This window comes from Streptomyces sp. NPDC058619, from assembly GCF_042717785.1.
GTDB lineage: Bacteria > Actinomycetota > Actinomycetes > Streptomycetales > Streptomycetaceae > Streptomyces.
The window spans coordinates 131,415-154,989 of the sequence record NZ_JBHXQN010000004.1; the positions used below are offsets into that span (position 1 = coordinate 131,415).

General features: G+C 69.4%; 25 protein-coding genes. 18 read left to right on the plus strand and 7 right to left on the minus strand.

Features of this window, described 5'->3' with window-relative positions; translation table 11 throughout:
* Nucleotides 1-423 precede the first annotated feature (423 nt).
* From ACFWTC_RS06365 to ACFWTC_RS06405, 9 genes are all read left to right on the plus strand, one after another.
* The gene (locus tag ACFWTC_RS06365; RefSeq protein WP_384030380.1) at nt 424-1,707 is read left to right on the plus strand and encodes a hypothetical protein; all 1,284 of its coding nucleotides are present in this window, start codon (nt 424-426) and stop codon (nt 1,705-1,707) included.
* Between the two features lie 177 nt (nt 1,708-1,884).
* Nucleotides 1,885-2,133: a hypothetical protein gene (locus tag ACFWTC_RS06370; protein ID WP_383920625.1), complete on the plus strand. Its 249-nt coding sequence runs from the start codon at nt 1,885-1,887 to the stop codon at nt 2,131-2,133.
* Nucleotides 2,099-2,632: a DUF6879 family protein gene (locus ACFWTC_RS06375; RefSeq protein WP_383920622.1), complete on the plus strand. Its 534-nt coding sequence runs from the start codon at nt 2,099-2,101 to the stop codon at nt 2,630-2,632. The genes ACFWTC_RS06370 and ACFWTC_RS06375 overlap by 35 nt, the downstream gene beginning before the upstream one ends.
* A gap of 31 nt (nt 2,633-2,663) precedes the next feature.
* Entirely contained in the window at nt 2,664-3,509 is an 846-nt protein-coding gene (locus ACFWTC_RS06380) for a DUF5753 domain-containing protein (RefSeq protein WP_384030382.1), read from the plus strand.
* A 160-nt stretch (nt 3,510-3,669) separates the two neighbouring features.
* The gene (locus tag ACFWTC_RS06385; protein ID WP_384030384.1) at nt 3,670-3,804 is read left to right on the plus strand and encodes a hypothetical protein; all 135 of its coding nucleotides are present in this window, start codon (nt 3,670-3,672) and stop codon (nt 3,802-3,804) included.
* 86 nt (nt 3,805-3,890) lie between these two features.
* Complete coding sequence (locus ACFWTC_RS06390; RefSeq protein ID WP_383920616.1) at nt 3,891-5,390, plus strand: MBL fold metallo-hydrolase; 1,500 nt, start codon at nt 3,891-3,893, stop codon at nt 5,388-5,390.
* Nucleotides 5,387-6,256 (plus strand): hypothetical protein, encoded by an 870-nt coding sequence (locus ACFWTC_RS06395; protein ID WP_383920614.1) that lies wholly within the window; start codon nt 5,387-5,389, stop codon nt 6,254-6,256. Before ACFWTC_RS06390 ends, ACFWTC_RS06395 begins: the two co-directional genes overlap by 4 nt.
* A gap of 47 nt (nt 6,257-6,303) precedes the next feature.
* Nucleotides 6,304-6,660 (plus strand): VOC family protein, encoded by a 357-nt coding sequence (locus ACFWTC_RS06400; RefSeq protein WP_383920611.1) that lies wholly within the window; start codon nt 6,304-6,306, stop codon nt 6,658-6,660.
* A 15-nt stretch (nt 6,661-6,675) separates the two neighbouring features.
* On the plus strand, nt 6,676-7,311 hold the full coding sequence (locus ACFWTC_RS06405) for a GNAT family N-acetyltransferase (protein WP_383920608.1): 636 nt from the start codon (nt 6,676-6,678) through the stop codon (nt 7,309-7,311).
* A 66-nt stretch (nt 7,312-7,377) separates the two neighbouring features.
* Here ACFWTC_RS06405 and ACFWTC_RS06410 read toward each other — a convergent pair whose 3' ends face one another.
* Nucleotides 7,378-7,581, minus strand: coding sequence for a DUF397 domain-containing protein (locus ACFWTC_RS06410; protein WP_383920605.1), 204 nt, complete (start codon nt 7,579-7,581; stop codon nt 7,378-7,380).
* Nucleotides 7,581-8,426 carry a helix-turn-helix domain-containing protein gene (locus tag ACFWTC_RS06415; protein ID WP_384074074.1) on the minus strand — a complete coding sequence of 282 codons (846 nt, stop codon included), beginning with the start codon at nt 8,424-8,426 and terminating at the stop codon, nt 7,581-7,583. Before ACFWTC_RS06415 ends, ACFWTC_RS06410 begins: the two co-directional genes overlap by 1 nt.
* 214 nt (nt 8,427-8,640) lie before the next feature.
* Between ACFWTC_RS06415 and ACFWTC_RS06420 the strand changes: the two genes are divergently transcribed.
* Both ACFWTC_RS06420 and ACFWTC_RS06425 read left to right on the plus strand, forming a co-directional pair.
* Complete coding sequence (locus ACFWTC_RS06420; RefSeq protein WP_384074077.1) at nt 8,641-9,279, plus strand: ATP-binding protein; 639 nt, start codon at nt 8,641-8,643, stop codon at nt 9,277-9,279.
* A 50-nt stretch (nt 9,280-9,329) separates the two neighbouring features.
* Complete coding sequence (locus ACFWTC_RS06425) at nt 9,330-9,797, plus strand: very short patch repair endonuclease (RefSeq protein WP_384028004.1); 468 nt, start codon at nt 9,330-9,332, stop codon at nt 9,795-9,797.
* Nucleotides 9,798-9,856: 59 nt separating this feature from the next.
* Here the strand turns inward: ACFWTC_RS06425 and ACFWTC_RS06430 are convergent, their stop codons facing one another.
* From ACFWTC_RS06430 to ACFWTC_RS06440, 3 genes are all read right to left on the minus strand, one after another.
* Complete coding sequence (locus tag ACFWTC_RS06430) at nt 9,857-10,540, minus strand: protein NO VEIN domain-containing protein (RefSeq protein ID WP_384028003.1); 684 nt, start codon at nt 10,538-10,540, stop codon at nt 9,857-9,859.
* Nucleotides 10,541-10,691: 151 nt separating this feature from the next.
* Entirely contained in the window at nt 10,692-12,524 is a 1,833-nt protein-coding gene (locus tag ACFWTC_RS06435; RefSeq protein WP_384028002.1) for a DEAD/DEAH box helicase, read from the minus strand.
* A complete protein-coding gene (locus ACFWTC_RS06440; RefSeq protein WP_384028001.1) occupies nt 12,521-13,933 on the minus strand; it encodes a ParB N-terminal domain-containing protein in 1,413 nt (470 codons plus the stop codon). The genes ACFWTC_RS06435 and ACFWTC_RS06440 overlap by 4 nt, the downstream gene beginning before the upstream one ends.
* Before the next feature lie 122 nt (nt 13,934-14,055).
* On the opposite strand from ACFWTC_RS06440, the gene ACFWTC_RS06445 reads away from it, so the two are divergent.
* Both ACFWTC_RS06445 and ACFWTC_RS06450 read left to right on the plus strand, forming a co-directional pair.
* Nucleotides 14,056-14,742, plus strand: a complete 687-nt coding sequence (locus ACFWTC_RS06445; RefSeq protein WP_384028000.1) for a hypothetical protein — start codon at nt 14,056-14,058, stop codon at nt 14,740-14,742.
* 270 nt (nt 14,743-15,012) lie between these two features.
* Nucleotides 15,013-16,308, plus strand: coding sequence for a DNA cytosine methyltransferase (locus ACFWTC_RS06450; RefSeq protein ID WP_384027999.1), 1,296 nt, complete (start codon nt 15,013-15,015; stop codon nt 16,306-16,308).
* On the opposite strand, the gene ACFWTC_RS06455 is transcribed toward ACFWTC_RS06450, so the two are convergent.
* Nucleotides 16,301-17,308: an SEC-C domain-containing protein gene (locus tag ACFWTC_RS06455; protein ID WP_384027998.1), complete on the minus strand. Its 1,008-nt coding sequence runs from the start codon at nt 17,306-17,308 to the stop codon at nt 16,301-16,303. The two genes, ACFWTC_RS06450 and ACFWTC_RS06455, sit on opposite strands and share 8 nt — an antisense overlap.
* Nucleotides 17,309-17,352: 44 nt before the next feature.
* Between ACFWTC_RS06455 and ACFWTC_RS06460 the strand changes: the two genes are divergently transcribed.
* The 4 genes from ACFWTC_RS06460 to ACFWTC_RS06475 all read left to right on the plus strand — a co-directional run bounded on the left by ACFWTC_RS06460 (nt 17,353) and on the right by ACFWTC_RS06475 (nt 20,960).
* Nucleotides 17,353-18,219: a class E sortase gene (locus tag ACFWTC_RS06460; RefSeq protein WP_384027997.1), complete on the plus strand. Its 867-nt coding sequence runs from the start codon at nt 17,353-17,355 to the stop codon at nt 18,217-18,219.
* A gap of 300 nt (nt 18,220-18,519) precedes the next feature.
* Nucleotides 18,520-18,879 carry a DUF6412 domain-containing protein gene (locus ACFWTC_RS06465; protein WP_383920574.1) on the plus strand — a complete coding sequence of 120 codons (360 nt, stop codon included), beginning with the start codon at nt 18,520-18,522 and terminating at the stop codon, nt 18,877-18,879.
* Nucleotides 18,880-19,104: 225 nt separating this feature from the next.
* A complete protein-coding gene (locus tag ACFWTC_RS06470; RefSeq protein ID WP_384027996.1) occupies nt 19,105-19,980 on the plus strand; it encodes a hypothetical protein in 876 nt (291 codons plus the stop codon).
* A gap of 122 nt (nt 19,981-20,102) precedes the next feature.
* Nucleotides 20,103-20,960, plus strand: a complete 858-nt coding sequence (locus tag ACFWTC_RS06475; RefSeq protein ID WP_383920568.1) for a fumarylacetoacetate hydrolase family protein — start codon at nt 20,103-20,105, stop codon at nt 20,958-20,960.
* Nucleotides 20,961-21,029: 69 nt separating this feature from the next.
* Here ACFWTC_RS06475 and ACFWTC_RS06480 read toward each other — a convergent pair whose 3' ends face one another.
* Nucleotides 21,030-22,145, minus strand: coding sequence for a Gfo/Idh/MocA family oxidoreductase (locus ACFWTC_RS06480; protein ID WP_383920565.1), 1,116 nt, complete (start codon nt 22,143-22,145; stop codon nt 21,030-21,032).
* 56 nt (nt 22,146-22,201) lie between these two features.
* Here ACFWTC_RS06480 and ACFWTC_RS06485 point away from each other — a divergent pair, with 56 nt between their 5' ends.
* A complete protein-coding gene (locus ACFWTC_RS06485) occupies nt 22,202-23,455 on the plus strand; it encodes an ROK family protein (protein WP_384027995.1) in 1,254 nt (417 codons plus the stop codon).
* Nucleotides 23,456-23,575 lie beyond the last annotated feature (120 nt).

The window sequence follows — 23,575 nt, forward strand, 5'->3', positions numbered from 1 at the left end:
TCACCGTCCCCCGCGGCCCGGGCAGCCCGACCCGGAACACCGGGCCACGCACCGGGCCGACCCCGACCCCGAGCACACGCCCGACCCCGAGCACCGGCCCGACCCCGAGCACCGGGCCGACCCCGAGCACCGGGCCGACCCGGCCCCGAGCACCGGGCCGACCCCGACCCCGAGCACACGCCCGACCCCGAGCACCGGCCCGACCCCGACCCCGAGCACACGCCCGACCCCGAGCACCGGCCCGACCCCGACCCCGAGCACACGCCCGACCCCGAGCACCGGCCCGACCCCGAGCACCGGGCCGACCCCGACCCCGCGCACCGGGCCAACGCCGAGCACCGGGCCGACCCCGACCCCGCGCACCGGGCCGACCCCGGCCCCGAGCACCGGGCCGAACCGGACGAGCAGCGCGAGCCCTTGGGCGTGCTGTCCAGGTACTCCCAGCACCGGCAGCCCCCCGGACCCGCCCACCAGCCCCCACAGGCCCCGCAGCCTCCGGAGGCCCACCAGCACCCACAGGCGCCGCAGCCCCGGCAGCCCGAGCCCGCCCATCGACCGGAGCCCGACGGGCAGCGCGAGCCACTGGACGTGTTGTCCGGGCACCCCCGGCGCCGAACGCGCCGAACGCTGCCCGAGCCTGCCCGACCCCCACAGCGCCCGCAGGGCCGGCGGCACCCCGACCCCGACCCGCAGGGCAAGCCCCAGGGGCACCACCCCCCGCGGGCCGCGCGCCGGCAGCTGAACCTGGCCACGCGTCACCAGCTCACCGCCGCCGGCGTCCCCTCCGGCACGATCACCTCCCGCTCCCGGCCCGGCGGCCCCTGGCAGCGCCTCCTGCCCCGGGTCTACCTCCTCCAGACCGGCCCCCCGGACCAGCGCCAACGCGCCCTCTCCGCCGTCCTGTACGCCGCCGAGCCCGCCGCGGACCCCCTCACCGGCGACACGGCCGCCCTCACCGGCGGCGCGGCCCTCGCCCTGCTCGGCATCCGCGAAGCCCCGTACTCCCCCGGCAGCCCCGTCGACGTACTGATCCGCTCCCCGCGCCGGCTGGCCGCCACCGCGCACGTACGCCCGCTGCCGACCTCCCGCTGGCCGCGCACCATCACGGTGTCCGGCGTCCCCAGCACCCGCCCGGTGCGCGCGGCCGCCGACTTCGCCGCCCGTACGGAGGACCCCGACCGGGTCCGGTCGGTCCTCGCGGGTGTCGTCCAGGCCGGCTGGTGCCACCCGCACGACCTGCACTCCGAGCTCCGCGCCTCCCGTCTCCTCACCCGCCCCGCGATCGCCGCCGCGGCGACAGAACTGCTGGCCGGAGTCCGCTCGATCGCCGAGGCCCGGGCCCGCGACACCCTCACGGCGACAGACCTCCCAACCCCCTTGTGGAACGCCCGCCTCTACACCCCGGACGGCGCGTTCCTGGCCAGCCCGGACGCGTACTGGCCCGACGAGGGCGTGGCCCTGGAGATCGACTCGGCGGAGTACCACTACACCCGCGACGCCTGGCACGCCACGCTCCGCCGCCGTCTGCGCCTGGAGGCCCACGGCGTCCTGGTGGTCAGCGCCACCCCGTCGATGGTCCGCGACACCCCGACGGAGGTCCTGGCAGCCCTCCGCACCCTCCTCACCCTCGCGGCCACCCGCCCCACCCCACCCACAACAACGGCCCGCGGCCACCAACAACTCCACCTGTTCCGCGGGACGGGGTGAGGGCACCCATGAGGCGTCCCACCCCCGACTGTCCAGGCCGACGACTGGTTCACGGACGTTGCCGCAGACGCGACGCGATGCAGCCAACCTCGTCAGACGCGTGGCGCGTTGAGCTGCCCACCTGCTTGGGTAAGGAGGGCGCAAGATCTCGCAATCGGCTCGACGCAGGAGGCGGTCATGGCACTACGGTTCGTCGGGATCGATCCCAACACGGACACGGGCCAGTGCCCGACCGTATGGGTTGATGAGAATAATGCCGACGTGGTGTTGCAGGGGTGGAAAGCCGATCAGCAAACCGAAGCGGAGTGCCTGGCGACCGGTTCGATTCCGGACACCGAGGCAGTGATCCGGATTCCAGCCCGCATGGTGAAGATCTTGAGGGAGGCTTGCGATGCCGCAGAGCAGCGTGCCCGTACCGAGCTTTGACGAACTGCTCGACTCGGCTCAGCACTCAGCCGTCCACTTGGAGATGCGCGACGCGTACGGCGTCGCGCACGAGTCCGAGGGGTTTGCTGCGTGGCTGCGTACCGGGGAGCGTGAGACCGATCCGGATTCCGACTACTGGTGCGGGTGGGTCGACCTGGTCCGCCGGACCGTGGCCCGGGGCGTGCGGGTCCGTAGGGCCCGGATTGTGTCGCAGCCGCTGAGCGACTATGCCCGGTACGGGCATGCGGGCGCTGCGGTCAACATCGCCGCTGGGGAGCAAGTGCGGTATCTGCCCCGCCGTGAGGCGTCGGATATCGCACTGCCCGGCAATGATTTCTGGCTCATCGATGACCGTGTCATCCGGTGGAACCACTTCACCGGCAACGGCAGCTCCGCAGGCGGGGAGATGTGTGACGACCCGCGTGTTGCGGATCTTTGTGCCACCGCGTTCGAGACCGTGTGGAAGCGCTCCGTGCCGTTCGCGGACTACAAGATCTGACCGCCCGAAGCGCGCCACCGGATAACCATCCATGTCCTCGCCCCTGTCCAGCGTCCAGGCTGCCCGTCTTGCTCTCGCCGCTCGGCTGCGGGATCTACGCCTGGACGCTGGGCTGGCCGGGCACGAGCTTTCAGTCGCCTGCGGCTGGGACCCTGCGAAGACCTCCCGCATCGAGCACGCGAGAGCCACCCCGTCAGATGCCGACATACGTGCCTGGTGCCGTGCGTGTGGAGTTGACGGCCAGGCCGCCGACCTGATCGCCGCCGGCCGCAGTGCGGACTCGATGTACGTGGAGTGGAAGAGGCTGAACCGAGCCGGCCTCCGTCACCTCCAGCAGGAGGTCGTGCCCCTCTTCGAGCGCACGGGATCCTTCCGGGTCTACTGCTCCAACGTGGTACCCGGCTTGCTCCAGACCGAGAGATACGCACGTGCCGTCCTGAGCGCTTACGGCGCCTTCCATCGGACTGCCACCGATGTGGAAGATGCGGCCGCAGCCCGTGTGGCCCGGTCGCATGTGATCCGGGATGGCCGCCACCGCTTCGCGCTGCTATTGGAGGAATCAGTCCTCCACTCAGGGATCGCACCAGCTGCTACCACCGTCGAGCAGCTCGCGTACCTCCTGGAGGTCATGTCCCTGCCGTGGGTATCCCTCGGCGTTATCCCTGTTAGAGCCGAGCGGCCACTGTGGACGCTGGAGAGCTTCACCCTCTACGACGATGTCCAGGTCGGCATCGAGTTGCTGTCGGCCCGCGTCACCATCACGTCCCCAGGTGAGCTCTCTTTGTATGCGAGGGCCTTCGGCGAACTGGCCGGACGGGCTCTCTACGGTGCGGCGGCCCGGGACATGATCACGGCTGCCATCGACGCCATCGCGTGAGCGCGCGCAATTTCCCGCAAGAAGGTTGAGCCCCAACTGCAGCTGTCCGTAGCTTCATCGGCGTGACGAGAACCCCCACCCGGGGTGTCACCCCCTCAGGCGGACGGGGAACGGCAGGTGCATTTCTCGCCGCAAAGAAATCAAGTGATGGAGGTCCGTGATGAACCGAGTGACGCCCCCGGTGAAGATCAGCCAGACCGTTACGGCGGAGGCGGTCCGCCGCCTCCAGCAGCGCGTGACGGCGTTCGCCGGCACCGGTACCACCAGCAGCTCCCCGACCACCTACCACCGGTAGGTCCTACCAGCGTGGAGGGGGACGTCCGCTGTCCCCCTCCACGCCACCCCGCACTCTTCTGACCCTGCAAGGCAAAGGAGTTCGTCATGGCAGCCGCCCCCGCCGGCCTGGAGCTGACCTTCCTGGGCCATCAGACCTGGCACATCACCGACGGCCTCTCCTCCGTCCTCCTCGACCCGATCCTCGCCCCGGCATTCGGGGCCGGGAGCCTGGAGTTCGAGATCTGGCCGCCGCGAACCGTGGACACCCACGGGATGCCCGCACCGGACGCGGTGATCCTCAGCCACGAGCATCTGGACCACTTCCACCTGCCCTCCCTCGACCTCCTGGCCCGCACGGTGCCGGTCTACACCGGCACCACTACCCCGGCCGCCGTGACCGACGCAATCGAAGCCCTGGGCTTCACCGTGCACCGTGTGGACCACATGCAGCCGCTGAACGTCGGCGACATCGAGATCACCCTCTACCCCGCCGGAGCCCACACCTTGTTCTGGGAGAAGCGCGTTTCCCAGCCCCTGGTCCGGCTCTCCGGCACCACCGGCAACGACGTGTTCATCGGGGTCGATGCCGACGTCTCTGACCTCTACACCGAGCAGCTCGCCCAAGGCGCGCTGGCCCCGCCGCGTCTCGCGGTGGTGTCCAACAACGCTCAGACCGTCCCGTACGGCGCGCTCGGCGCGGACAACAACCTGCTGCCCGGCATGGACGGCCCGCGCAACCGCACCACCGGACTCCAGATCCTGAACAGCCTCCTCGTCGACTACCTCAAGCCCTTGGAGGGCCTACGGGACGTGGCCCTGTGCGGCAATGGATTCACGGCCCCGCGAAGCCCCCACGGTCCATTCCTCTACGCGGACCACAGGGCCCTTGCCGCGGCGGCGAACGAGCTCCAGCATCTGTTCCGGGTGCACGGCCCCCGCCCCGGAGACCGGCTGACCGTCCCCGCGGGTGCAGGCCCGGTGGTTGTCTCCAGCGTCCCCTGGGTCACATCCGACCCCATGGCGGAGAAGACCGCCCTCGCCGCCCAAGTGGCGTTCCTCGACACCCCGCACCACATCGAGCCGACCCCGATCACCCCGCCCCTGGACAAGGAGGAATGGGAGAAGGCCGAGGCCCTGGTTGCGGAGGAGCTGCCGGGCCTGGCCCGCGGGATGATCGCCACGCGTACTGGCGCCCTGGCCACGAGCATTCACGACTACCTCCAGGGCCCCCTCGGCGTGCACCGCGCCGTACTCCGTCTCCTCGACCCGCCCGGCAGGCCCGGTGAGATCGACTCCTACGCGTGGAACGTCACAGGCCCCAGCTGGGACAAGGTGGAGACGACCAGGCGGGAGGAGGCCATGGCCACCTACCCCTTCGGCGTCGAGATCTACTTCCAGGACCTCGCCGCAGTCTTCCTCGGCCGCGCCCAGATCTGGGACGTGGTCGGCGGGTCGTACCAGGGCTGGCACATCGGGGAGAACCTCGACTCCCCGGTCTACGCCCTTTTCGCGGTCTACGGCGAGCACCAGCGTCCGGACCTCGCCGCCCGCTGCTATGCCCACAGCCTGGCCGGCCTCGGCGCACCCCAGGCTGTCCAGGCATGAGCACCGCCCCCGTCGGGCCGCTGGACGGCGCCGCCCGCACACGGCCCGACGGGTGGCTCCGCCACCCGCTCACCACCGACGCCACCGCAGCGGAGCGTGAGGCGTACGTCCTCCTCACCCGGCATCATGACCAGGAGCCAGGGCCCCTGCGCTGCCTGACCGCCCGATACCGCACCGCGGTCTTCGCACTCGGCAGTCCGCCTCGCCTGGTGCTGAAGCGGCACGCGGACGAAGCCGCCTACCAGGGCGAGGCCCTCGCGTACGAGCTGCTGGCCGACGAGTACGTCCTGCCGGCCCTCCACCGGGCCTGCGACGCCTCCCGCACACTGCTCGTCGACTACCTCGACACGACCATCATGCTGACCAGTACAGGCGCCTTCGACGAGCTGGTTCGGGCCGTTGCCACCATCCACACCGCCTCAACCCGCTGGCACCCGGCGGTCAGCGAAACCATGGCGCAGTGGCGCGCCGGCACGGCCGTCAGTGAGCCGCCCCCCGAATGGATCACGTGCGCCAACGCCTGGCGACACCTCCTTCAGCTCGTCGCCGGCGCTCACGGACCTGACCATGTCCCTCTAGGGCACCTCGATCTCAAGCCCGAGCACGTCCGGCGCCGCGACGACGGCCACATTGCCCTCATCGACGCCGAGACGCTGCGCCCCGACATCACGGGCCTGCCGGATCTGATCACCCTGGCCTTCATCGCAGGCGACGAGCAGCTTCCATCGCCCCGCTGGATACGCCACGCCTACCGGCACCACGCCAATGAACTCGGCGCGCAGTGGAACGACGGCGCCCTGAAACAGGCCCTATCGGCCTTCGCCGCCGCTACGGGGCTCCGTTCTCTGCACGGCGCCCACAGGTGACCAGAGCAGCGGTAGCGTGCCTCTTCCCTACGCAAGGAGAACGTCAAGTGCTGCGCGGCATCCGCACCGTCATGGTCTTCGTGCAGGACCCAGAAGCCGCCGCCCGCTGGTGGGGCGACATCTTCGACGCAGAGGTCCAGCTCGACATCAACGGCACCTCCGTCTACGCCTGGCTCGACCTAGACGGCCTCGAGTTGGGCTTCCACCCCGCCTCGCCCAAGGCCAACCCCCATGGGGGAAGCACCGTCCCCTACTGGCCGGTCGAAGACCTGGACACCGAACGTAAACGCCTACTGGACGCCGGCTGCACCCACCACCGCGGCCCCCTCGACGTGGAAGCCGGGCGCCGCATCTGCCAACTCGTCGACCCGTTCGGCACGATCTTCGGACTCGACGGGCCCTGACCCGGGAGCCTTCCCATGCGCCACTGGCCTATCACTGCCCTGGAAATCACCACTCCCGACCTCACCCTCCGCCTCCCCGTGGACACCGAACTCGACGCCCTCGCCCAGGTGGCCGCCGAAGGCGTCGTCCCCGACGGAGCCGTGTACTTCCCGCAGCCCTGGGCCTCGGTGCCGCCGACGCAACGAGCGCAGAACGTCGTACAGAACCATTGGTGGGCGCGAGGAGACTGGACCCGCGACAACTGGCGCCTCCTGCTAGCCGTCTTCCACGGCGAGCAGGTCATCGGGCAGCAGAACCTCTCCGCCCGACACTTCGCCACGACCGGCGAGGCCCGTACCGGTTTCTGGCTCGGCCAACGGTTCCAGGGGCAGGGATACGGGACCCAGATGCGAGCGGCAGCTCTGGCCCTCGCCTTCGACGGCCTCGCCGCTACCCGCGTCACGTCCACAGCCTTCGCGTCCAACGCGGCTTCCCGCTCCGTCTCCCGGAAGTTCGGCTACCGGCCCAACGGCGTGCGCCGCACCGCGGTGGACGGCCATGCCATCGACGCATACGAGGAAGTCATCGAGACGGCGGACTGGAAGGCCCACGCGCACCTCGTCCCCGTCCAGATCAGTGGCCTGCCCGCCTGCGCTGTGTGCTTCTGCTGATCGACACGTGACTCATACGGCTTCTGACGGACCTGCGGGGCACGGTCTCTGCGTAGCGGGGTGCTTCTAGACGCCGCTGTTCAGTCCCTTAAGGAAGGCGTGCCAAACGGGGTGTGTGAACGAAATGGTGCGGCCCGTCGGTCGTTTGGAATCCCGCACGGCGGTCGCGTCAGCGAGGAGGGCGGCCTCGACGCACTCGCTGTGCTCGGCCCCGCTGTACGAGGACTTGATCCAGATGGCGCTGTCTATGGCGGGTGAAACGGGATGCATTACAACTCCTCATGTACGCGTTCGATCAGGGCTGATGATGCAGCCATGTCCAACGCTTGTGCGCGGAGGTAGTTGAACGCAAGCCTGTAGCGGTCCAGCTCCTCGTCCTGCTCCATGAACAGTGAGCCGACGTGTGTGTCCACGTAGACGACGTCCAGGGTCGGCTCGGGGCCACCGATGATCACCAAACTTCCCATGGCGGCTGAGTGCGCTCCCTTGGAGAAGGGCAGTATCTGTAGGGTGATGTGCGGAGACTCATTGGCCTCCAGCAGGCGTTCCAACTGCGATCTCATCACCTGTCGCGAGCCCACAAGGCGACGGATCACCGACTCGTCGAGGATGGCCCAGAGGTGCGGGGGCTCGGGACGGTCGAGAATCTCTTGCCGCTTCATCCGGATATCGACGAGCCGCTCGATCTCTTCGGGCGGCAGCCTCATCTCCGAGGCGTACTGCACGGCCTCTGTATAGCCGCGAGTCTGCAGTAGCCCTGGTACATAGAGGCAGTTGAAGTGGTCCTCCCTCACGGCCTCGTCCTCCAGGGTGAGCAGCAGATTCATGCTCTCTGGAATCGAGTCGGTGATCGAGTTCCACCACCCTTGCTTCTTCGCGCCCTTCGCAAGCTCCACGACCGCCCTGCGCTCGGCCTCGCTCGCCTCGTACTCCCGGCAGAGCGCGTCCACGATGGGCCACTTCACGGGCCCTTCCTGCGTCTCGTACCGGCTCACGGTGGCTTTCGATACGCCGACGAGTTGGCCGGCCTCCTCCAGCGTCATGCCTGCGCGGGCGCGCAGCTTGCGCATGGTCGCCCCGAGCTGGCGGCGTCGGGTGGTTGCCCTAGCTGACATGCCTGCCGTCTCCCGAGGTGCTGTGCTGCTGCCGGCGTTCAGGCAACAAGGCTATGTGTGGCGGACGTTGAGGTGTCGGAGATTCACCCGGACGATTCTCGTGAGAAGTTACATCGTGAGAGTTCTCAGTGCCATACTCCAGTCGTGACGCTACGCGGCGCAGTCGTACGGATACGGCTGGTGCAGGCGCTGCCGTGGCATGGGAGGGAGCTCCATGAACGGATATCCATCTGTCGGCCGCCGGTCTCGCTGTGTTCTGCCCTTCACGGCAGAGCCTGGCGAACTGCGTCTCCTGCGGCGCCTCGTCAGAGATCAACTCGCCGCCTGGGGTCTCCCGGCCCTCGCTGACGATGCGCAGCTAGCCGTCACGGAACTCACGGCCAATGTGATCAAGCACGTAGGTGCGGGCACGTCCGCGACGCTGGTAATGGAGTCAGCGCCGACCGAGGCACGTCTTCGAGTAGAGATCCACGACAAGAGCCACACCACCCCTGTGGTGGAGTGGCCGTCCTGTGAAGAAGAGTCCGGTAGGGGCCTGCACCTGCTGGCTGCTCTGGCGGTCGACTGGGGCACGGTGCTGACGGCAACCGGCAAGGCGGTCTGGTGTGAACTCGCACTCCAGTCGGACCTCCAGTGCCGCCGGGTCCAACGAGGAGCGGCCGTCCTTGCGGCCTACCGCGGTCTCTCCGACACTCCGCACCCTCCCGCCGCCTGGCGCCCGCAGGCCACGGAGCAGTCGGTAACCGATCTCATCGCCGACGTCCTCCACTGGCTTGCAGCCCAGGGCTGCGACCCGGACGACATCCTGGACCGCGCCCAGACCCACTACGAGGCTGAGGCGGGCGCGGCGTGAGGACGCGCCCGCGATGCCCTCGCGTTCGTAGTCCCTAGACTTCCAGCACGATGGACAATCAACCTTCCGAGCCCGTTCCGTGGAGCCCGCCCAGCGGCTCCTGGGCATCATCTGCGGCCAACCGTCGCAGTATGCTGGGCAACCGAAGCCGCGACACCACTCCAGAACTGGCCCTGCGGTCTCTGCTGCACGCCAGCGGCCTGCGTTACCGGGTGGCGGCCAAGCCGCTTCCGGACATGCGGCGTACCGCCGACTTGGTATTCCGTCCGGTGCGCGTTGCAGTCTTTATCGACGGCTGCTTCTGGCACGGTTGCCCTGACCACTTCGTCCCGCCGAAGACCAACCCTGAGTACTGGCGGGAGAAGATCGGCAGGAACATGCAGCGTGACAGGGATACAGACGAGAGGCTCGCCGAGGCGGGATGGCTTGTGATGCGCTTCTGGGAACATGAGCCCCCTGAAGCGTGCGCGGGGGAGGTCATGAGTGCGGTCGTGTCCCGGAGACGCCCACGCAAGTGAGGCGTCTCGGCAAAGTGAACTCTCGAGATGCCATGCCTCTTCGGGTCTTCCTCCTTAGTTCAGCCAGCAGCTATTCCTGCAAGCAGGGGAGAAGCTGTAGGTGTCAGCAAGGGCGCCAGCGCCCGTATGCCTGGTTCAGGAACATCGGGTGGGATATCCAAGCGGCACGCTGCCCAGCGCCCGAAGGCGCCAGGGTCAGCAGGTACATGGGCTGCTATCCAGGCGCTGGGTACTGTTGATACGGCGATCGGTTCGCTGGTTAGCCCAAACTGGACCGCGACCATGTGCCAGTCCGGGTCGCGGCGCATTGTCTCGTACTCATTGCGCGATAGGAATACCGTCAACCTGCCGCGACGGGTAGTTGACTTGACTTCGAGGTGGGCCGAACAAGCTGGGCCGTCGACTGCAATGTCGTAGCCGTGAGCGTCAGACCAGGCTGCTATGTGTTCGACTGCCGCCGTGGTCGAGCCGCGCAGAATCCTGAGAAGGGCCTCCTCGCCCATCGCACCTACTCTGGCACGTGCAGCGATGTCTACCTTGCCCCAGGCGGCGCCGATGCGCGCGTATGCGGCGTTGGGTTCGAGCCCCAGCGCCTCGGCCGCGCGCAGTGCGTCCTCGGGGATCTCGTCGGGGCTCTGGATGAGCACATCGGCGTCAGGCAGCCAGGCGGCTCCACTGTCCACGATCGCAGCGTCATAGATTCTTACTTCTGGTGGTACGTAGACGCCTTTCGCATCCTGCAACCCCGCCCTGTGTATCCATGTGTAGGCAGCGTCGTATTGGGTGGGCGTGATGTCGCTGAACTCGGCGTGTGTTGTGAATAGCGCGCGGCAGCGCGATGCGCCGGATGCTGGGAGGCGGTGGAGCCATCGTGCGGCCGCGCGTAGGACCGGATCAGGAGGTACGGGCACGGAGGTAGCCCATCATTGCTTGGAGGTCTTTGAGGTCCATGCCACCGCCAACGGCAGGTTCTTCATCGAGGTCGGCCAGCTCCTGAACCGCTGGATCGTCGAGGATGCTCCCCATGAACTGCAGTTTGTCGGCGAGTCGCTGAGCGACTACTTCGTCGATGGTGCCCTCAGAAGCAAGCACTGTGATTCGGGTCGCGGCTTCTGGCGCGAGCCCTAGACGGTGGATCCTGTCGAGGCTCTGCAGGAAGCGCCCCGCCGCGAAGTCCCGATCGACGTAGACAGCATCGTGGCAGTCGTGGTGGAGACTGATGCCTTCGCCGAGCGTCGCGGGATTGGAGAGGAGCACCATGCAGTCGGGATCCGTACGGAACCGGCTGATCTGCTCCTCCCGGTCCTCGGTGCCCCCGTGGACGACAGCCGGGGAGAATGCCCCCAGGATCCGATTAAGGGTATTCAGGCTGCGGACGAACGTGGACCAGACGAGCGTCTTGCGGCCCAGGGCTGAGTTAGCCGAGACGATCGCCAATACCTCCTGGTATTTGGGCGACATCTCGTAGCTGGGTAGGTCTTGCATCAACGCGTAGAGGGGCGTGTTCTCGGGCACCGCCAGTGGTGGCACCTGGTACGCGAGAGGTTCATGGCGTGTCGTGCCCACTGCAAGGAGTGCGGGGCTGGTCGCAGCCATGAGCATGTAGACAATGATCTTGCCCAACTGCTGAAAATCGGCCTCGGCACCGGCAACGCGCGCTGAGAACCGGCCGACGAGCGCGTCGTGGATCTCGCGGTGTAGAGGGGGGAGAGGCACGGGACGCAGGCTGGTGCTCACAGGTGGAAGTCCTAGCTCCCCCTTTGTCGTACGGGCGAAGAGCGGGCGGAGTACCTGGCTCGCCTTCGCGAGGTCACCGCCGGCCACGGCTTGGATGACCTTCCTGCGACCGTGACCCGGCCAGACGAATCCGAATAGGTTCTCTAGATCTCTGACGCCGTTGGGGGCCGGGGTCCCGGTGAGGATGAGTCGGCGGCGGGCCCGCGGGCCGAGGGCGAGACAAGCTGAGCCGTAGGTGCCGTCAGCTCCCAGCTTCATGCGGTGGGCCTCATCAAGGAGCAGCAGTGATGGCCGGGCTGTCAGCCAGCTGCTGAGTTCGTTGACAGCGCCGCTGAGGCGCTCGTAGTTCACGATGACTGCGTCAGTCATGGGGTCTACCCGCTGGGACAGGACCTCCATATTGAGCGGCTTCTCCAGGCACTCGGAATTCTCGCGCTGCCAGGCCTCATAGCAGGATTTCGGCCCAACGATGAGAAGTCGCTCAACTCTTTCTGCCTGCCGCAAGGCCTGGAAGACGGCGAGGCCGACCCGGGTCTTCCCAGCCCCTGGCACAGAGAAGTTGGCCCCGTGCCGCAGTGACAGCAGCTTGGCGATATCGCGCCGCTGGAAGTCAGTCAGATCCGCAGTCCACCCAGAGCCGAGAAGGAGATCGATGTCGGTCGGGTCCACCGTGCCGACAGGTGAGGCATCCGGATCGAGGCGTTTCTCGACTGCCTGAGCATCGGCTGCCGAATCCGTTGCAAGAGCAGCGAGCTGAGGATCCCATTCCACTGATGCGGGTTGGGGCCAGGAGGCGACCGCCACGAGATTGGTCAGAAGGTCGTCGATCTCGATCTCAACAGACCCTTGCGAGCGCTGCACACTGCTGCCGAAGCGCAATGCCAGACGACGCAGCTCGCCCTCGAACCCGACTGCAGCCCGGAGGCGTGCCTGGGTCGCGGCGTCGCCAAACTCGATCTTCAGGCTCGGTCCGACACTCTGCACGGTCACGACTCCGTGCGAGTGGCGGCGAGAAGCCAGGCCACCCCGTCGCCAGGCGTAGGGAATGTACGGCCCGCTTGTTTGGCCAGTCGGACAAGGCTTGCGCGCAGCGTGAGCAGTGCGTCATCGAACGATTCTTCGTCAAGTACGCGTTTGGCTTTGGCTTCGGCGAACTCGGAAGCGCACTGGTTGACGTGGTCCGCAGCATCCGTGAGGCGCTCTGGCACCACGATCTGCCGCTTCTGTAGCTGAGCGTTCACACCTGCCAGTTTGACCGCAGTGGTGAAGACCTTGTTTGCGGTAATCATGATGTGGCCGGCACGGGCTACTTCCGCAGGCTCCAGTTTGTCACCGTTCTGAACTACGGCCTTCGCCTGCAGGAGGGTGTCAGTGAGTGCTCGAGTGGTTTTCACCGCCGGTGCCGCGTCCTGAACGGCAACGCCCGGGAGGCCGGGGATGACTACAGAAGCGGACTGCTGCTCTGCTGGTTTCAGTTCCTCAGGAAGTCGTTCATTGAGGTACCGGGTATGGAAGTCTGCCTCAGCCAAGCGCATTGTAGTCTTGGCGAAGTCCAGCACGACCATAGCCAGACGAGACTCCTTCAGCTGTTCCGCGGCATCTGGGTCGTTCTGGTCCAGCTTGGCGTAGTCCCGATGCAATTCTCGGAGCTTCTCCTGGTGGTCTTCGAAATCCACCAGGCGCAGGGCAGCGCCGCTGTCCGTCCGGCTTCGTTCGATTGCATCGCAAATCAGCTGATAGACCCACCTATCCTTGTGGAGGGTGTTGGTCTTGATATTGAAGGCGCGTGCAATGTCGTCCTCGCGCCTGCCTGCAGCCAGTTGCTCCTCGACTGCGATGAGCCGGTTCACGTACGTGTAGTCGCGCCGCTTATCGCGGCGTAGCTGGAGAGAGAGTTCAACGTCGCTGATATCGCTGCGGGAAGTGTCCGGGGGTAGGACAGCAACCTGGATGTCCTTGACTCCGAGCTGCCGTAGCGCGGCGCATCGGGTGTTGCCGTCGACGAGGATGCCCTCGGGCGTGATGATCCCAGGATCCTTCTGACCGAAGTCGCGGAGTTCGTCGACGAGGGCTGTGAAGTCAGGGTCGGTCTGGTTCGGGTTCGAGGGTTTGCAGCCCAGCAAGTGGTGCAGGTAGTCCTGGGCAGGCTCGCTCCAAGGCTCCTCCTCCAGAACGCGGTTCCGGCCGGGGTCGAGGGTGCGCTGGGCGCGGATGCGGTGCGTGTCAGGGTTGAAGTACAGCACCTGGACCGGCATTGAGATCACGTCGAGGTGCTTCTGCTGGCCCCTCCAGTCGACCGTGACCTTGGCCCCCTTCTCCGTCCTCGCCTGAGCAAGTCGCTCCTCAACGAGTGCGAGATTCGCGTGTGCTTCGGGCGGAACGTCGAACTTCCCAGCCATGCCTGATCCTCCAGGGGCATCGTGGCTATGCGTGATGTCATGCATCATTGCAGGAGCCACTGACAGCATGAGCCCGAAGATCGTAAAATCTGGCCATCAGTCATCGTGAGAACGGAGTTGCGGTGTCTCTGCCCGCATGGAACGACCCGAAGACCAAAGGCGGCGCTATGGTCCGCGGTGCGCTGTGGCTCGTTCAAGAGATTTGCGAAGGCAACACCTTTACTAAGGAGCAGATTCGAGAGGCGTTTCCTGGCATCGCTCAGGCAGACAGGCGGATCCGGGACCTTCGTGACTTCGGGTGGGTCATGCATCCCAGTACTGAGGACGCTTCGCTGACCTCCGAGCAGCTGCGCTTCGTGAGCGCGGGCGTGCCAGTGTGGGATCCGGTCGCCCGTCGTGCTGCGGCACCGAAGAAGATGTCCGCAAAGGAAGTGCGGGCCGCGATGGAGCGGGATGACTTCATGTGCACTGTCTGCGGTATCGGCGGTGCGGAGCCCTACGCCGACGACGTCAATCAGACCGCCGTGCTCTCCGTCTCGCGCCGTGAGGTGGTGCTCCCGGGCGGTGAGTGGGAAACCCTGCCGGTTACAGAATGCAAGCGCTGTCGTGCGGGGGGCGACGGGGAACCTGCGGACGTGGCCCGTCTCGTCGAGGACATCGAAGGCCTTGACCAGGCGGATCGGAAGCGTCTCGCCCGCTGGGCGGAGCGGGGGCGGCGCGACGCTGTCGCGTTGGAGCGCGCATGGAGCGCCTACCGCCGCCTTCCGGCTCAGGCGCGTGCTGAAGTGCACCGAGCTCTGAGGGGCTAAGTTGGGCCAGTGTCCGGCGGGTGCTGCGTCGGCGGTAGCGCCGGACCTCTTCGGGGTAAATAGGGCATTTGGGACATGTTGGTGGTAGCGCTTAGACTTCCGCGTCCTCGTCAGAGCGCTGGCGCCGACCATCATGCAGGCAAAGCTCTGCTGCTGGGGTGCTGCATTCCGGATGAGGTGAGCAGTCCTAATTCATCATCTTGCGGCCTCGGGGGCACCCACTGACCGCTCGTGCGCTGGAGGGTCCGGCGTTATCTGGAGGGAGATCGCATGTCTTCGGCGAAGAGCAACGAGGATCTCGAGGTGGTCGAGATCTGCGCCGGTGCAGGCGGTCAGTCTCTGGGGCTTGAGCGTGCGGGCTTTCGGCACCGCCTCGCGGTTGAACTCGACTCGCATGCCGTGGCCACGCTAAGGCGTAATCAGCCGGAATGGGACGTGCGGCAGGGAGATGTCGCCGATGCTGAAGTTTGGGACCCGGAGGAGTTCAAGGGCGTTGACCTTTTCGCTGGAGGCGTTCCTTGCCCGCCGTTCAGCATCGCGGGTAAGCAGATGGGCGCCGCCGACGAGCGAGACCTCTTCGCTTGGGCCATCGAGGCCTGCGGACGTATGCAACCCAAGGCCCTGCTCCTGGAGAACGTCCGGGGGCTCAGCGCCAACCGCTTCTCCGCCTATCGTCAACATGTCCTCGACCAGCTTCATGAGTACGGGTACGTAGGCGAGTGGAAGCTCCTCCATGCGTCCGACTTCGGAGTTCCGCAGCTTCGGCCGCGCTTCGTACTCGTCGCCATGCCGAAGGAGTACGCCCAGTACTTCACGTGGCCCGACTCGCTCGATACCCCGAAGCCGACAGTCGGCGAGACCCTGCTGGACTTGATGAAGGCGGACGGTTGGGAGGGTGCCGAGGCTTGGGCGAAGCAAGCTGACTCCATTGCGCCGACCATCGTCGGAGGGTCGAAGAGGCACGGTGGAGCGGACCTGGGTCCGACGCGCGCGAAGCGCGCCTGGGCCGAGCTCGGTGTAGATGCCCTGGGCGTCGCCGATGCCCCGCCTGCACCCGGCTGGGAGCCCAAGCTTGGAGCCCCGGGGCCCAAGCTCACCACAGAGATGGTCGCTCGCATCCAAGGCTGGAAGCGGGGCTTCGACGAGTGGCAGTTCGAGGGACGCAAGACGGCGGTATACCGCCAGATTGGAAACGCGTTTCCCCCGCCAGTGGCTGAGGCTGTCGGTCGCTCGATCGCGAGAGCCCTCCGCCAGGAAGGCCCTCGCCATGAGCTGATCGAGTCCACAAGCACTGTTCAGGACCCCGTCTACAAGCTGCTTCGTGGTGCTACCCGCCCGTTGGCATCGGACCAGATCATTACGAAGCTCGCCAAGGCGGGTATCTCCATGGACATTCCCGAGGTCGAACGACACCTGAGCCATCTGGGCCGTGACTTCGAAGTGCACACGGTTCAGCGTTCCTCAGGTGCCTATGCCTACACCCTTGGCGCGTTCAAAGCGTTCACCGGGCAGGAAGATCACCACCGCCACGACTTCTTCGTTCACCAGCGCGCGAAGATCAGCTGACAGGCTGGGTCCCGTGGCATTCCGCGTACGGCTTGCCCGACGTGCACCAGCACGGGGCCGTCGGGGTCGGGGGCCACGGGGTGGCCTTGCCTCGGGCCGCCAGGGTGGTGGCGTACTCCGCCAGGAGGGACGGGGAGGCCGGGGAGGTTTTCTCCGACGCGGCGAAGGCCTCGAAGGACGGGACGCTCGCCGTGACGATGCCGAGGTTCGTGGTGCCCGAGGCGGCCAGGGCGCGCAGGGACGCCTCGATGCCGGCGAGGTGGGTGCCGTGGGAGGGGTACTCCGAGGACAGGGTGGGGTAGCTCGTCAGGAGCTCGGCCAGTTCGCGCTGGGGCCAGTGCAGGATCGCCACCGGGAACGGGCGGGAGAGCGCCGCCCGGCGGTCGCCCAGTTCCGCGCGGAGGCGGGCGATCTCCGCGCGCAGCTCCGTCGGGTCGTCGGAGCCCAGGGCCCAGATGCGCTTCGGGTCGTGGAGTTCGTCGAGCGGGATCGGGCCGATGTGGCGGGTGTCGGCGACCATGTCCCAGTCGTCGTGCGGCCGGCCCAGGAGGCGGCGGACCCGGTGGCGGCCGGTCAGCAGGGCCGTGGTGGCCTGGGTGAGCGGCGCGTCCTCCGTGATGAGGAGCGTGGCGGCCTCGGTGAAGCAGTCGTGCGAGGCCTCCAGCTCGTCGTGGGCCTCCAGGGCCTCCGCGATGATCTCCCAGGGGGCCGGTTCCGCGGGGGCGGCCGCGCGGATGCCCGAGATCAGGGCGCGGGCCTCCGCCTCGTGGCCGTACTCCCAGAGGTTGGCCGCCTGGAGGGCCTTGATCAGGAGCGGGTCGGCGGGGGAGGACGTCAGGAGCAGGTCGTACAGGGCGCTCGCCCGATCGCGCGCGTCGCCCAGTTCCAGGTGGGCCGCGGCCTGGAGGAGCAACGGCTCCTGGTCCTCGGGGTAGCGGGTCGCCGTGCGGATGAGGCGCTCGGCTTCGGCGATGTGCTCTGCAGGCGTGTCGGGGCGCATGGTTCACACCGTACTGCCGCTGGTCAGTTGGCGGGGGAGGTCTTATGGTGCCGCCCGTGAGAGATCACATACCGGTGGTGGTGCAGGGTCGCGCACGGCGGGCGCCGCGGGTGCCGCGGGTGGCGTTCGCGCGGGTGCTGTGGGTGTGCGCCGAAGTGGTCACCACCGTGGGGGTGGTGGTGGCGTTGCTGGTGGTGCATCAGGTGTGGTGGACCAACCGGCAGGCCGTCGCCGCCGCGCAGGACCGCGTACGGGCCCTGGAGCGCGAGTGGGGCTCCGCCCCCGCCGAAGCCGCCGTCCCCGGTGAACCCGGTGAACCCGGTGAACCCGGTGAAGCGGATGGATCCGTGCCGCCGGGCGGGGACTCGGAGCCGGTCTCCCCCGGCGGGCCGACCGGCGTGCCGTCCGCCCTCGCGTCCAGGGCCCCGGCGCCCAAGGCCCCCGCGCCCGCCGCCGGAGCGCCGGCGGCCGGCGGACCGGCGTACGCCGTCCTGCGCGTCCCGCGCCTCGGCCTCTCCGTCCCCGTCGCCCGGGGCGTCGACAAGCGGACCGTCCTCGACAAGGGGTACGCCGGCCAGTACCCGGGCACCGCGGCGCCCGGGGCGCGCGGGAACTTCGCGCTCGCGGGGCACCGCAACACCCACGGGGAGCCGTTCCGGTACCTGAACCGGCTGAGGCCGGGGGACGAGCTCCTGGTCGACGTCCGGGGGCGCAGGTACACGTACGTGGTCGGGAAGGTCCTCGGCGAGACCACCGAGCGGGACACCGGGGTGATCGCTCCGGTGCCGCGCAGCGTGGTCAAGCCGGAGTACGGCTACAGCGAGCCGGGCGCGTACATCACCCTCACCACCTGCACGCCCGAATACACCTCCAGGTACCGGCTGGTGGTGTGGGGGACGCTCAGGCCGTAGCGGCCTGCCGGTCATGTACGTGATCGCGTACGTGACCTGCGGCTACGCCCTCGGCTACGTGTCGGCCCGCTGCCGTGGGACTACGCGCGGCGCCACGGCCCGGTCGGGATCACGCCGGCGGTGTCCCGGTCCGGCCCGGAGGGGACCGCGGACGGGCGGCCGGACGAGGAGGTGCCGGCTCGGGATCCGCTGCCGAAGGCCGGATCCGTACCGGTTGTCGGCGGGGCCGGTTAGGATCGGATCCGAGTGCTCGGTGTCGTACGAGAGTTCGTACGCGGGAGAGGGAAGGGGGCGGTCAGCATGGCTCGGCAACGAAGCGGCGGCCGTCTCCCGTCGTCGCTCCTCGCACGCCTGGTCCGGACGGCGGGAGTGTCGGCGCTGCTGACGCTGTCCCTGGTCCTCCTCGGCGGTGTCCTCGGGCTGTTCGCCGGTGAGAGCGGACTCGGCGTCGTGGTGCTGGCCCTGGCGGCCACCGTCGCGGTGGGCTCCGAGGCCCTGGCCGCCACGGCGCGGCTCGTGCGGCCGGTGCCGCCGCACCGCATACGCACCGTGCTCCGCGATCGCGAGCAGCGCACGGCGTTCCTGCCGCAGCGCGATCCCGACGCCTCGGGCCGTTCCCGGCCCAGGGCGCCCGGCCGGTCCGTCCCGACGGCCGCGTAGGGGCGCGTCACCACGCCACTCGGCTTCCCGGCCCGTTGCCTTCCGGCACGCGCCGCCCGCCGACTGGTCGTTGTCCCGCTGATCGCTGATCCCCGCCGGTGCCCCTCGTGGGTCGTCACGCCGAAATACACCCCTCGCATCCCCGCGCGTCCACGCACCCCGTGCGTCCACGCGTCGTCCGATGCGGCTCTTTCGACGTTCGACGAGACCCTCCGGAGGGCCCTCATGTCTGCTTTCACCCATCTTGTCGCCCAGTTGGGCCGGCTGCTGGAGCCGGTGCTGGCCGAGTCCGCGACCGCCGCCGCGATCGTGCTGTTCACCGTCCTCGTACGGCTCGCCCTGTACCCGCTGAGCCGCGCGGCCTTCCGGGGGGCGACCCCGCTGGCGACCTGCCTGCCGATGCTGTTGCAGCTGCCGGTGTTCTTCGTGATGTACCGGGCGTTCTCCTCGGCGGACGTCGGCGGGGCGGCCAACGAGCTGCTCGGGCAGCGGCTGTTCGAGGCTCCCCTGGGGGCCACGTGGACCGGGGCGCTCGGGGAGGGCGGCCTGGTGGGGGCGCAGGGCCTGGTGTTCCTGGGACTGTTCGCGGCGATCGCGGCCGTGGCGGCGTGGAGCGCGGTACGCGGGCGCCGGGCGGCCGCCGCCATCGGCTCGGCGGCACCGGCGCCGGCATCGGCGCCCGGCGCCAGGGCGGCGGCCAAGGCAGGGACCACGGTCGGGGTCAAGGCCGGCGGGACCAAGGCCGGCGCGCCCAAGCCCGGCGGGAGCAAGGCCGGTGCCCGTAGCGTGCGCGGCGCGGCGGGTGCGGGCCGACCGGTCGAGATGACCGCCGAGCAGCAGGAGGTCATGCGCAAGCTGGGCGGCGTACTGCCCCTGCTCTCCTTCGGCACGCTGATCACCGCCGCCGTGGTGCCGCTGGCCGCCGGGCTGTACCTGCTGACCACCACCGCGTGGTCGGTGGCGGAGCGGATCTGGCTCCAGTACCGCAAGGACCGCGCGGAGCGGGTGGATGGGACGGACGGGGCGGACGCTGCGGAGCAGGCGGAGACGTCGAAGCCCAGGGGGGCGCGTACCGGTGGAGGCGTGCGTTCCACCCTGTGAACAGGGTCTTGCGGATTGGGCCGACTTCTTGGAGGATCAACCAACCTTCCGATGGCCGCAACCCATCGTCCGGCCCCGGGCATGCCCTTGGGCCGACCATCCTCGACCACGGGAGAATGCCCATGAAGCTGCTGCGTGTCGGACCGGTCGGGTCGGAGCGCCCCGCGCTGCTCGACCAGGACGGGACCCTGCGTGACCTGTCCGGCGTGATCACGGATGTGGACGGCGGCCTGCTGGCCGACGACTCCGTGCTGTCCCGGGTACGGGAAGCGGCGGACTCCGGCGGGCTTCCGGTCCTGGGCGCCGAGGGGCTGCGCATCGGTTCGCCGGTCGGCCGCATCGGCAAGGTCGTGGGCATCGGGCTGAACTACTTCGGGCACGCGGCCGAGGTCGGCGCGGAGCCGCCGGCCGAGCCGATCCTGTTCCTCAAGGCCGCCGACACCGTGGGCGGCCCGGACGACACCGTGCTGATCCCGCGCGGCAGCGTGAAGACCGACTGGGAGGCCGAGCTCGGCGTCGTCATCGGCGCCACCGCCCGCTACCTGGCCTCCGCCGAGGAGGGCCTGGCGCACGTCGGCGGCTACGTGCTCGTCAACGACGTCTCCGAGCGGGAGTTCCAGATCGAGCGCGGCGGCACCTGGGACAAGGGCAAGAACTGCGAGACCTTCACCCCGGTCGGCCCCTGGCTGCTCACGGCCGACGAGGTGCCGGACCCGCAGGTCCTGGACGTGAAGCTGTGGGTCAACGGCGAGCTCAAGCAGGACGGCAACACCGCGGACCAGATCTTCCCGGTCGGCGAGGTTGTGCGGTACTTGAGCCAGTTCATGACCCTGTACCCCGGCGACCTCATCGTCACCGGCACGCCGGCGGGCGTGGCCATGGGCCGGCCCGAGCCCAAGCCGTACCTGCGGGCCGGTGACGTCGTGGAGCTGGAGATCGAGGGGCTGGGCCGCCAGCGCCAGGAGTTCAAGAGCGCGTAGCGCGCGCCGCCGGCCAAGCGGGTGGGGGCGGAGTCGCCGGACGGCGGCCCCGCCCCTCAGCCGTCCCCGCTACGGAGCGGCGGGCTCGGCGGCCGGGATGTCCACGACCACGCCCTCGCGGGACGAGGTGCGCGCGGCCTCCAGGACGTCGAGGCAGTGCGCGGCCTCGTACGCCGTCACCGGGGCCGGTCCGCCCTCGCGCAGCGCGGCGGCCACCGCCGCGTAGTACGCCGGGTAGTCGCCCGGCACCGTCGGCACCGGGGTTCCGCCGCCGGTCAGCGGGGACTCGCCGCAGCCCAGCCGCCCCCAGAGGTGCTCGGGCTCCTCGCCCCACGCCGTGTCCGCCCCGGGGCGCAACCCCTCGCGCAGGGCGCCTTCCTGGGGGTCGAGGCCGTACTTCACGTAGCCGGCGCGGGAGCCCAGGACGCGCATCCGCGGCCCCAGCTGGGCGGTGGTCGCGCTGACGTACAGGTGGGAGCGCACCCCGTTCGCGTGCGTGAGGGCGATGAACGTGTCGTCGTCGGTCGCGGCGCCCGGGCGCCGGGCGTCGGCCTCCGCGTAGACGCGTACGACCGGACCGAACAGCACCAGCGCCTGGTCCACGACGTGGCTGCCGAGGTCGTAGAGCAGGCCTCCGATCTCCTCCGGCGCCCCCGACTCGCGCCAGCCGCCCTTGAGCTGCGGGCGCCAGCGCTCGTAGCGGGACTCGAAGCGCTGGATCTCGCCGAGCTCGCCGTCCGCGAGGAGGCGGCGCACGGTGAGGAAGTCGTTGTCCCAGCGGCGGTTCTGGAAGACGGACAGGAACGTACCGGTCCGCTCGGCGAGCCCGGCGAGGGCGCGCGCCTCGTCCGCAGTGGCGGCCAGCGGCTTGTCCACGACGACGGGGAGGCCGGCGGTGAGGGCGGCGGTGGCGAGCGGGACGTGCGTCTTGTTCGGGGAGGCGATCACGACGAGGTCGAGGGCGGGGGCATCCCCGCGGTCCCACAGCTCGTCGGCGGACTCGGCGATCCGGACGCCCGGGTAGGCCTCGCGTGCCTGGGACTGGCGTTCGGGATCGGACGTGACGACCGTGTCGAGGACGAGCCCCTCGGTGGCGGTCACGAGCGGGGCGTGGAAGACGGAACCGGCGAGGCCGTAGCCGATGAGGCCGACGCGGAGGGGACCGGTGGGGGCGGTGGCGTTCATGGAGTCCACTTTGGCAACAGCGTTGCCAAAGTGCAAGGAAGGTGGACAATGGGCAGGTGAACAGGGGTAGCGGGGACGAACCCGGGAGCGCGTACGCCGGCGACGGCGGGCGCGGCGACCGTGACGGGCACGGCGACCGTGCCGGTCGTGACGGGCATGGCGAGGGTGCCGGTCGTGACAGGCGCGGCGACCGTGGCGGTCGCGGCGGGGTGAACCTGCCGGCGCTGCGCGGGCACAACGAGGCGCTGCTGCTGGACCTGCTGCGCGGCGCCGGGCCGACGGGCCTGGGCCGCGCCGAACTCGCCGCCCGCACCGGGCTGACCCCCCAGGCCGTCAGCAAGATCACGGCACGGCTCAAGGCCGAGGGGCTGCTCGCGGAGGCCGGCCGCGCCGCGTCCACCGGCGGCAAGCCGCGCACCCTGCTCCGGCTGGTCCCGCAGGCGCGCCACGCGGTCGGCGTGCACCTGGACCGCGACGAGTTCCGGGCGGTACGGGTCGACCTGGCTGGCACCGTCCTCGCCGGGGCCGGCGGCTCGCTGGACTTCGCGGCCGGTCCCGCCGCGGCGGTCGAGGAGGTCGTACGGGCCGTTGCGCGGGTCGCGGACCCGGCCGGGCCACCGCTGCTGGGCGTCGGGGTGGCCGCGCCGGGGCCGCTCGACCACCGGACCGGGGTGATGGGGCGGGTGACGGGGTTCCCGGAATGGGAGGGGTTCCCGTTGCGGGAGGTTCTGCGGGGGCGGCTGGGCTTGCCGGTACTGCTGGACAAGGACACGAACGCCGGCGCGGCGGCGGCCGGTGCGGGGGCGCCCGACGCCGGCCCGGCGAACGGAACCGGGGGCTCCGGCGGGCCGACCCCCGGGGCGGCGCCCCGTACGTCCGTGTACCTCCACGTCGGCACCGGCCTCGGCGCGGGCCTGCGGCTGGGAGGCCGGGTCTACCGGGGCGCCCGCTCGGCGGCGGGGGAGTTCGGCCACCAAGTCCTCCTCCTGGACGGTCCGCCGTGCCGGTGCGGGGCGCGGGGGTGCGCGGAGGTGCTGTGCCTGGCGGCCGTGGCCCGCGGCGACCTCCCCGGGGCGGCGCGGATCCTGGGCGAGGGGGCCGCTAACCTGGTCGCGCTCCTGGACGTGGACGAGGTGCTCCTCGGCGGCCGCGTGGTGGCGGCGGCCCCTGAGACCTTCGTCGCCGGAGTCCGCGCCGTCCTCGCGGCCCGCGCCCTCACCCCGGCCCCGCCGACGGTCTCCCTGGCGCCGAGGGGCGTGGCGGAGGGCGCGGCGGAACTGGCCCTGTCCCCGATCTTCGCCCACACCTAACCCGCCCCTGGCTGCACCGCGCCCGGCCGCCCGGGCCTCGCCCCGGCGCCCGGGCCCACCCCACCCCACCCCACCTGGCCCGCCGGGTGTGGGTGCGGGCTGGGGTGGGGGAGGGCTTGG

Bases quoted from the DNA above. Each gene is read 5' to 3' on its own strand.
- ACFWTC_RS06370 (WP_383920625.1), top strand. From the start codon at position 1,885: ATGGCACTACGGTTCGTCGGGATCGATCCCAACACGGACACGGGCCAG.
- ACFWTC_RS06375 (WP_383920622.1), top strand. From the start codon at position 2,099: ATGCCGCAGAGCAGCGTGCCCGTACCGAGCTTTGACGAACTGCTCGAC.
- ACFWTC_RS06380 (WP_384030382.1), top strand. From the start codon at position 2,664: ATGTCCTCGCCCCTGTCCAGCGTCCAGGCTGCCCGTCTTGCTCTCGCC.
- ACFWTC_RS06385 (WP_384030384.1), top strand. From the start codon at position 3,670: ATGAACCGAGTGACGCCCCCGGTGAAGATCAGCCAGACCGTTACGGCG.
- ACFWTC_RS06390 (WP_383920616.1), top strand. From the start codon at position 3,891: ATGGCAGCCGCCCCCGCCGGCCTGGAGCTGACCTTCCTGGGCCATCAG.
- ACFWTC_RS06395 (WP_383920614.1), top strand. From the start codon at position 5,387: ATGAGCACCGCCCCCGTCGGGCCGCTGGACGGCGCCGCCCGCACACGG.
- ACFWTC_RS06405 (WP_383920608.1), top strand. From the start codon at position 6,676: ATGCGCCACTGGCCTATCACTGCCCTGGAAATCACCACTCCCGACCTC.
- ACFWTC_RS06410 (WP_383920605.1), bottom strand. From the start codon at position 7,581: ATGCATCCCGTTTCACCCGCCATAGACAGCGCCATCTGGATCAAGTCC.
- ACFWTC_RS06415 (WP_384074074.1), bottom strand. From the start codon at position 8,426: ATGTCAGCTAGGGCAACCACCCGACGCCGCCAGCTCGGGGCGACCATG.
- ACFWTC_RS06420 (WP_384074077.1), top strand. From the start codon at position 8,641: ATGAACGGATATCCATCTGTCGGCCGCCGGTCTCGCTGTGTTCTGCCC.
- ACFWTC_RS06425 (WP_384028004.1), top strand. From the start codon at position 9,330: ATGGACAATCAACCTTCCGAGCCCGTTCCGTGGAGCCCGCCCAGCGGC.
- ACFWTC_RS06440 (WP_384028001.1), bottom strand. From the start codon at position 13,933: ATGGCTGGGAAGTTCGACGTTCCGCCCGAAGCACACGCGAATCTCGCA.
- ACFWTC_RS06450 (WP_384027999.1), top strand. From the start codon at position 15,013: ATGTCTTCGGCGAAGAGCAACGAGGATCTCGAGGTGGTCGAGATCTGC.
- ACFWTC_RS06455 (WP_384027998.1), bottom strand. From the start codon at position 17,308: ATGCGCCCCGACACGCCTGCAGAGCACATCGCCGAAGCCGAGCGCCTC.
- ACFWTC_RS06460 (WP_384027997.1), top strand. From the start codon at position 17,353: ATGGTGCCGCCCGTGAGAGATCACATACCGGTGGTGGTGCAGGGTCGC.
- ACFWTC_RS06465 (WP_383920574.1), top strand. From the start codon at position 18,520: ATGGCTCGGCAACGAAGCGGCGGCCGTCTCCCGTCGTCGCTCCTCGCA.
- ACFWTC_RS06470 (WP_384027996.1), top strand. From the start codon at position 19,105: ATGTCTGCTTTCACCCATCTTGTCGCCCAGTTGGGCCGGCTGCTGGAG.
- ACFWTC_RS06475 (WP_383920568.1), top strand. From the start codon at position 20,103: ATGAAGCTGCTGCGTGTCGGACCGGTCGGGTCGGAGCGCCCCGCGCTG.
- ACFWTC_RS06480 (WP_383920565.1), bottom strand. From the start codon at position 22,145: ATGAACGCCACCGCCCCCACCGGTCCCCTCCGCGTCGGCCTCATCGGC.